Source organism: Thiocapsa sp. (genome assembly GCF_035467215.1).
GTDB lineage: Bacteria > Pseudomonadota > Gammaproteobacteria > Chromatiales > Chromatiaceae > Thiocapsa.
In genome coordinates this window covers 1-8,184 of sequence record NZ_DATITZ010000267.1, presented here as the reverse complement: position 1 = coordinate 8,184, position 8,184 = coordinate 1, and the positions used below count along the sequence as shown (strand labels likewise).

Genomic DNA, 8,184 nt, shown 5'->3' with positions numbered 1-8,184 from the left:
CCTTGTGCGCTCATAAGCCACTAACCCCCGGCTGGCGCGAGCCCCATGAACAGCTTATCGGCTGGCGGCTCACGCATGGTCATGAAAGGAAGATCAGAATATGCCGATTCTCTCTAAAATCGACCGGGCATTGTCTTGTATTCCGGCCGGATCGGTCAAGGCAAAGCAGCCGAACCCCGAGCCGATCTCGGCCTAGGCCGGATTGTCGATCTCGATGAACCGATGCTCCAGCCCGAACCGTTCGGCCAGGTGCTCGCCGAGGGCTTGAACCCCGTAGCGCTCGGTCGCGTGATGTCCGGCCGCGACGAAGGCGATCCCGAGCTCGCGCGCCGCATGGGTCGTCTGCTCCGAGATCTCTCCGCTCACATAGGCATCGACGCCGAGCGCGGCAGCCTGCTCGATGTAGCCCTGCCCGCCGCCGGTACACCAAGCGATCCGCTCGATCCGCTCGCGGCCCGCGGCGATCAAGGTCGCCGGGCGCCCCAAGCGCTCCGAGATCTGAGCAGCGAAGGCCTCCGGCGAGCATCCGAGGGCCAAGCGCCCGGACCACAAGAGCCCTCGGCGATCCGCGACAGGCTCGGCATCGACCCATCCGAGGTGTAAGGCCAAGGTTGCGTTGTTGCCTACCTGCCGATGCGCATCGAGCGGAAGATGATACGCGATCAGGCTGGCCCCGGCCTTGAATAATCGCCTTGCGCGCCGTCCCTTTATCCCGACGAGACAGGGTGCCTCGTTCTTCCAGAACCACCCGTGGTGGACCAGAATCGCATCCGCACCCCATGCAATCGCGGCATCGAGCAAGGCCGCGCTCGCCGTCACGCCGCTTGCCAAGCGCGCGATCGGGCGCTCGCCTTCGAGCTGCAAGCCGTTCGGAGCGAAGTCGTCGAAATCACTCGAGGCAAGGAAACGATCGCAGTAGGTCACCAAAGAAAGAGGATCGACCATGCTCGAGCTCCTGCGACGGCCGGGGATTCCCGGGCAGCGGATGTTCGGGACGCCGAAACGGCGGCGCATCGAAAAGGGAACGAGCCCCAAGCGCGCCCCGGCCGGAGGGTCTCCGCGGAGACCCCGCAGAGGTCACCGCCGAACCGAAGCAAACGCTCGAGACGCGATGATTTTGGTTTAGACTCACGGGCGAACGAATGGCCGATTGCGCGGCCATGTCTTCGGACTCATGCCAAGACCGCGTAGCTTATATCGGATGATCAAGACAGGTCCAACCACGCTTATGATCGCCGCGGTGATCGGCGGGGCCGCAGGTTCCGCATTCACGCTCGTGCTAGCCCCGTCCTGGCTGGCCCCGTCGGGATCGGGCGCACCGCCGCACCACGACACCGGGGACGCGCTGCCGCACGTCGGCGCCGACCTGCCGACCTTTGCCCGGGCGGTCTCGCGCGTCGCGCCGGCCGTCGTGAGCATCTTCGCGACACAGACCGAGCCCGGGCCGCCGCGACCGACCTTGCCGTCCTATCCGGGGCTCCAACATGGACCGCCAGGGGCGGCCGCCTCCCGCACCGGACTCGGCTCGGGGGTGATCCTTTCGCCCGACGGCTTCATCCTCACCAATCGCCATGTCGTTCAGGACGCCGATCGCATCCACGCCGTGCTCGCCGACGGGCGCTCGCTCGAGCTCGCGCTCGTCGGCGTCGATGCCGATACCGACCTCGCCGTGCTCAAGGCCGATGCGCAGGGGCTGCCCACGGCGCCGATCGGAGACTCCCGGGCCCTGCGCGTGGGCGACCTGGCGCTGGCCATCGGCAATCCATTCGGGGTCGGTCAAACCGTCACCATGGGGATCGTCGGCGCGACCGGGCGCGGCGAGCTGGGCATCACCGACATCGAGAGCTTCATCCAGACCGATGCCGCCATCAATCCAGGCAACTCGGGCGGCGCACTCGTGAACGCCCGAGGCGAGCTCGTCGGCATCAACACCGCCATCTTCACCGAAACCGGAACGGCGCAGGGGGTTGGTTTCGCCATCCCTGCGGAGATCGCGATCGACGTGGCGGACGCGCTCGCCTCGCAGGGCCAGGTCACGCGCGGATGGATCGGTCTGAGCGGGCGCAGCGTGACCCCGGAGCTGGCCGAAACATTCGGTCTGCGCGCCGGACACGGGGTGCTGGTCGCATCGATCCTGCGCGACGGCCCGGCGGAGCAGGCCGGCCTGCGTCCGGGTGACGTGGTGACCCGGATCGACGACCGGGACGTCGCCACGGTGCAGGATCTGCTCGACGCGGTCGCCGGCGCCGGTCCGCATGCCGCCTTGAGCCTGGAGCTCTGGCGCGGCAGCGAGCGCATCGTCACGCGCGCCACCACCGACACCCGCCCGCCACCCGCCGAGTGATCCAACCGCTGCGGCCACTGCGCCGAGACAGGCACCGTTTGAGCAAGCCTCAGCGCGCGGCGGTCGACCCCGTGGCGACCATGACATCCAACGACGGCAGGACACGCGTATCCAACAGACGCGACAGGCCGTCGAGCTCGGGATAACGACCCGACACCTCGCGCACATAGCCCAAGGTGCGCGGGATATCGGCGAGATAGTGCGGTTTGCCGTCACGACGATTCAGCCGCGCGAAGATCCCGCAGGCCTTGAGGTGACGCTGCACGCCCATGAGGTCGAGCCAGCGCAGAAAGCGAGGAAGATCCGCCTCTTCAAGCACACCTCTTTGACGCGCGAGATGGAAATAGCCGCAAGCCCAATCGGTCACCCGCTCGGCAGGCCAGGCGATGTAGCAGTCGCGCAGCAGGGAGACCAGGTCGTAGGTAACGGGCCCCACCACCGCGTCCTGAAAATCGAGGATGCCGGGGTTGCCCGCCTCGGTCAGCATCAGGTTGCGCGAGTGATAGTCTCGATGGACGCAGACCCGCGGCTGCTCCAGGGCACTCGCCACGAGCCGATCCTCCACCACCGCGAGCGCGGCGTATTCTTCCGGCGAAAGCACAAAACCCGGCAGCGACCCCAGAAACCACTCGCTGAACAGACCCAGCTCTCGGCGCAAAAAGGGCTCGTCGTAGCCCGGCAGGCCATCCGTCGGGCCGAGCGCCTGGATGGTCGCCAAGGCGCCCAGTGCATCGCCGTAGAGCCGGTCGGCCGTGTCCTCGGTCAACTCGCCGAGATAGACCCGGTCGCCGAAATCGGTGAGCATGAGGAAGCCGGCGGCGCGATCCTCCGCATGGATCTCGGGCGTGTTGAGACCCACCGCGCGAAACCGTCGCGACAGATCGGCGAAACGTCCGCAGTCCTCGAGCTCGGGGGGCGCATCCATCAGCACGCGCGTGGTCCCGGCATGAAAGAGCCGCCAGTAGCGACGAAAACTCGCATCCGAGGACGCGGGCTTCAGCTCGAAGTCCTCCGACCCCAAGACCCCCGCCGCCCAGCGGCGCATAGACTCATATCGATCAGACACGGACACCCCGATCACTCGCGTCGTCGGCGCGGACCGACCGGCCCGCGACAGGTTCAAGATTGCTGAGTTTGTACAGATGTGCCATGGTTGCAGGTTCATGCGAACCCGTCCACCGATCCGAGACCCCGACCTTGGACCGCCGCCGGCTTGAGTCGACCTGACACCCAACGTGCGCCTCGTTTCACTGGCCTTCATCCTCTGTGCCGTCGCCGCGACCGCGGGCGCCGACGACCGCCCGGCGGCCGAGACGACCGGCGCCTCGCAGGCCGCCGCGAGCCCGAGTCCGGCCCCCGACCGGGCCCCCGACCAGGCAGGCGAGTCCGATGCCGCGACCGGTGATCCGAGCGCGCCGACGCCGAGCGTCGCAACCGTCGCCGCCCCCGTCGCCTTGCCGCCGCTGCAGCCACTGATACCGAATGCGCCCGGCGGCGAGCTGCAGGATCTCGACCGCCGGGATCCGCAGGGCGACTCCGCCGAGGTCCTGCCGCTGCTCGTGTCCCCCGACGATCCGCAAGCAGAAACTCCTGCCGTCGAATTCGCGCCGCGCGTACTCGAGCTGCCGGACGCCTGGGATCCGCGACTGCACGCCGATCTCCCCTGGGAATTCTGTGGACCCCGCTCCGGCGCTGCCGGGTTCACCGGCCCTACGGCCCCGACCGGCACCGCAGGCATCCCGGTGGAGATCGTCGCCGATCGTGTCGACTATGACCGCAACACCGAGGTCATCCAGCTGCGCGGGGGGGTCGACGTCGTGCAGACCGATCAACGGCTGCTGGCCGACCAATCGACCTACGACCGTCGCAGCGGTCGGCTCGACGCCAGCGGAGATGTCTTCCTGGAGACACGCGGGCTGCGCATCCAAGGCGATCGAGCCGATTACAACGTGCTGACCCGACAGGGCACGATCGACGCCGCGCGCTATCGTCTCTCGGGCAGTGCGAATCTCCTCGGTACCGCCGAGGAGGCCGAGATCCTCTCCGAGCAGCAAAGCCGGTACCGCAACATCACCTACACCACCTGCCCGCCCGGCAACGCGGACTGGTCGATCAAGGCGCGCGATCTCAAGCTCGATCAGGAAACCGGGATGGGCTCCGCCCGTCACGCCCGGATCCGCATCGGCAAGATCCCGGTGCTCTATACCCCCTACATCTTCTTCCCGATCGACGATCGGCGCCGCAGCGGCTTTCTGATCCCGAGCTTCGGCTCGTCCAACACGACCGGCACCGACATCAGCATCCCCTACTACTGGAACATCGCCCCGAACATCGACGCGACTATCACGCCGCGTATCATGAGCACCCGCGGTCTGATGCTCGGCACGGAGCTACGCTATCTCGATCGCTTTCAGCAGGTGGAGATCAATGCCGAGGTCCTGCCCGAGGACCGCCGCGCCACCGAGCTCGGCACGCGCGGGGCGGTGCGTATCGAGCAAACGGGGCGGCTAGGCCCGCGCTGGGCGAGCGCGATCGATTTCGCGTCGGTCTCGGACGACGAGTACTTACGGGACTTCGGCAATCGCCTGGACGCCACGAGTCTGCGCAACCTGGTGCAGCGCGGCGACGTCTACTACGCCGGCGAAGGCTGGCGTGCGCTCGCCCGCGTGCAGCAGTTTCAGACCATCGACGCCGCAATCACACCGGCCAACCGCCCCTACGGACAGCTGCCCCATGTCGAGCTGGACCTTGACCCCCGACGCTGGAACGACCTGATCGAGTACGACCTCGAGGGTCAGTACGATTTCTTCGACAACTCCGCGCGCGTCCACGGCAATCGACTGGTCGCGGTTCCCACCCTGCGCATGCCGATGCGTCGCAGCTTCGGACACATCATCCCGCGGGCGCGTCTTTACTACACCGGCTACGATCTGGTCGAGCAGGCCGAAGGGCTGCCGTCGCGCCAATCCTACGCGATCCCGAGCTTCGATCTGGACGGCACACTCGTCTTCGAGCGCGACACCGCCTGGTTCGGCACCCCGACACTCCAGACCCTGGAGCCGCGGATCTACTATGTGCTGACCTCCTTCGAGGACCAATCCAACGCGCCCTTGTTCGACACCACCCCGTTGGATTTCACCTTCGCCAGCCTGTTTCGTCCGAACCGTTTCACGGGGTACGACCGGATCGGCGACGAAAACCGGCTGACGCTGGGCTTGACCTCGCGCACCATCGCCAACCAAACCGGACAGGAGCTGTTCCGGGCGAGTGTCGGTCAGATCTACTTCTTCGAGGACCGTCGCGTTCAATTGACCGGAGACTCGGTGGAAGACGATGTCCGATCCTCGGTCGCCGGCGAGCTCGCAGCCCGGATCAGCGACGATTGGAGCGCGCGGGCAAGCCTGCAGTGGAATCCCAACGACACCGAGGCACCCTGGGAGAAACGGGTCCTGCAACTGAGATACGCGCCGACCGACGGCAGCCGGCTGAACCTCGCCTACCGCTTCAATTACGGCGACCAGCCGGACCTGCGCTACGAGGACACCGACGTCTCGCTGCAGGTGCCGATCGGCTCGCAGGTGAAGCTGGTCGGGCGCTGGCTCTACTCGATGCTCAACGAGGAGACTGTCGAGGCCTTCGCCGGCATCGAGTTCGGCCGCTGTTGCTGGCGTCTGCGGCTACTCGGCCAACATCTGCAAACCGGCAACGACAGCGGCAACACCAGCCTGATGCTGCAGGTCGAGCTTGCCGGACTCGGCTCATTCGGAAACCAGATCGACACACTCCTGGAACGAGGCATCTATGGCTATCACACGGACTAGACGCGGACATGATCGAGCGAGCGCCCGTCGCCGCCGCGTCGCTGTCGGCTCGCTCCTCGCCTGCTTGCTCATCGGGGCGGCCCCGGCGTCGAGCCAGGCGCCCATTCAAGAGCTGGACGCCATCGTCGCCGTGGTCAACGACGACGTCGTCGTGCGCAGCGAGCTCGACACCGAGATCGAACTGATCCTGCCGCAGATGCAGCAGGCGGGCACGCCTGCGCCGCCGCGCCCCCAGCTCGAAAAGCAGGTGCTCGACCGACTCATCCTCAAGCGTCTCCAAGCGCAGCGCGCTCGCGACCTGGGGATCCAGGTCGAGGAGGCGACCCTCAACGAGGCCCTGACCAATATCGCCCAGCGCAACGGGTTGAACCTGGAAGAGCTGCAGGCCACGCTCGAGGCCGGGGGGATTCGCTTCGCCGATTTCCGCGAAGACACCCGCTCCCAGATCGTCACTACCCGCCTCCAAAATCAGGAGGTGGTCAACAAGATCCAGGTCACCGACCAGGAGATCGACCGCTTTCTGGAACGCGAGTCGAGCCGTCTCGTCGAGCGCGAGCAGGTCCGGCTGCAACACATCCTGATCGCCCTGCCCGAGAACCCGACCACGGCACAGGTCCAAGCCGCCGAGGCCAAAGCCGCCCGCCTGGTCACGCGCCTGCGCGGCGGCGAGGATTTCGCCAAGGTCGCCGCGGCCGAGTCCGACGGGCGCAACGCACTGCAGGGCGGCGATCTGGGCTGGTTCGAGATGGGCGCGGTGCCGAGCCTGGTGAGCGAGCTCGCCTTCACCATGGCCGAGGGCGAGATCAGCGATCCCCTGACCAGCTCCAGCGGCTATCACATCATCAAGCTCACCGAGATCAAGGCCGCCACCCCGGCCGATGTCGTGCAGACCAACGCCCGCCACATCCTGATCCGAACCAACGAGCTGGTCTCCGACGACGACGCGAAACGTCGTCTGGAGCAGCTGCGCATGCGCATCGTCGGCGGCGAAGACTTCGCAAGCCTCGCCCGCGCCAATTCGGACGACACCGGCTCCGCCCTGAAGGGCGGCGATCTGGGTTGGGTCAATCCGGGCGACACCGTTCCGGACTTCGAGGAGGCCATGAACGCGCTGCCTCCGAACGGCGTGAGCGAGCCCTTCCAAAGCCCGTTCGGCTGGCACATCGTCCAGGTGATCGAGCGTCGCAACCAGGACAAAGAGGGCGAGTTCATGCGGCTCAAGGCCCGCGAGGCGTTGCAGCGTCGCAAGGCCGAGGAGGCCACCGAGGAGTGGCTGCGTCAGCTGCGCGACGAGGCCTATGTGGAGATCCGGCTCGAAGAGGACGCACAGCTGTGATCGCGGTCACCCCCGGCGAGCCCGCCGGGATCGGACCGGATCTGGTCGTGCGACTCGCGCAGGAGCCGTCCGACACCCCGATCGTCGCGATCGCCGACCCGGATCTTCTGGCCGAGCGGGCGCAACGGCTCGGGCTCCCGCTGCACACCGAGCGCTTCGAGCCCGGCGATTTGGTCCAGCGGGCGCAGCCCGGACACCTCGCCGTACTCCCGGTCGCGGTGCGGCGGCCGGTCACACCCGGCCGGCTGGACACCGCTAATGCGCCCTACGTGCTCGACACCCTGCGCATCGCCTGCGACGCCTGCCTGGAGGGCACCTTCAAGGCTCTGGTGACGGGGCCGGTGCACAAGGGCGTGATCAACGACGCCGGGCTTCCCTTCACCGGTCACACCGAGTTTCTCGCCGAGCGCTGCGGCGCCGAGCCGGTCATGATGCTCGCCACGCCCGGTCTGCGTGTGGCCTTGGTCACGACACACCTGCCGCTGCGCGATGTGAGTGCCGCCATCACCCGCGAGCACCTCACAGAGGTCATCCGGATCCTCCACCGAGACCTCTCGACCCGCTTCGGGATCCCCGAGCCGCGCATACTGGTCTGCGGCCTGAACCCGCATGCCGGCGAAGGCGGCCACCTGGGACGCGAGGAGATCGAGGTGATCGAGCCCGTCCTCAACGCACTGCGGGGG

The 8,184-nt window shown here is 67.2% G+C and carries 6 protein-coding genes; 4 read left to right on the top strand and 2 right to left on the bottom strand.

The annotated features are described in order from the left end of the window. Positions 1–192: 192 nt before the first annotated feature. Positions 193–945: a Nif3-like dinuclear metal center hexameric protein gene (locus VLR48_RS15150; protein ID WP_325292593.1), complete on the bottom strand. Its 753-nt coding sequence runs from the start codon at positions 943–945 to the stop codon at positions 193–195. 283 nt (positions 946–1,228) lie between these two features. Between VLR48_RS15150 and VLR48_RS15145 the strand changes: the two genes are divergently transcribed. Further along, positions 1,229–2,344 (top strand): S1C family serine protease, encoded by a 1,116-nt coding sequence (locus VLR48_RS15145; RefSeq protein WP_325292592.1) that lies wholly within the window; start codon positions 1,229–1,231, stop codon positions 2,342–2,344. Between the two features lie 49 nt (positions 2,345–2,393). Here the strand turns inward: VLR48_RS15145 and VLR48_RS15140 are convergent, their stop codons facing one another. Next, on the bottom strand, positions 2,394–3,389 hold the full coding sequence (locus tag VLR48_RS15140) for an aminoglycoside phosphotransferase family protein (protein WP_325292591.1): 996 nt from the start codon (positions 3,387–3,389) through the stop codon (positions 2,394–2,396). 190 nt (positions 3,390–3,579) lie between these two features. Between VLR48_RS15140 and lptD the strand changes: the two genes are divergently transcribed. From lptD to VLR48_RS15125, 3 genes are all read left to right on the top strand, one after another. Continuing rightward, complete coding sequence (lptD, locus tag VLR48_RS15135; RefSeq protein ID WP_325292590.1) at positions 3,580–6,165, top strand: LPS assembly protein LptD; 2,586 nt, start codon at positions 3,580–3,582, stop codon at positions 6,163–6,165. Further along, positions 6,146–7,501, top strand: a complete 1,356-nt coding sequence (locus VLR48_RS15130; RefSeq protein ID WP_325292589.1) for a peptidylprolyl isomerase — start codon at positions 6,146–6,148, stop codon at positions 7,499–7,501. The genes lptD and VLR48_RS15130 overlap by 20 nt, the downstream gene beginning before the upstream one ends. Continuing rightward, positions 7,498–8,184 (top strand): 4-hydroxythreonine-4-phosphate dehydrogenase PdxA (locus tag VLR48_RS15125; RefSeq protein ID WP_325292588.1); only part of this gene is annotated, 687 nt, incomplete at its 3' end. The genes VLR48_RS15130 and VLR48_RS15125, both read left to right, overlap by 4 nt.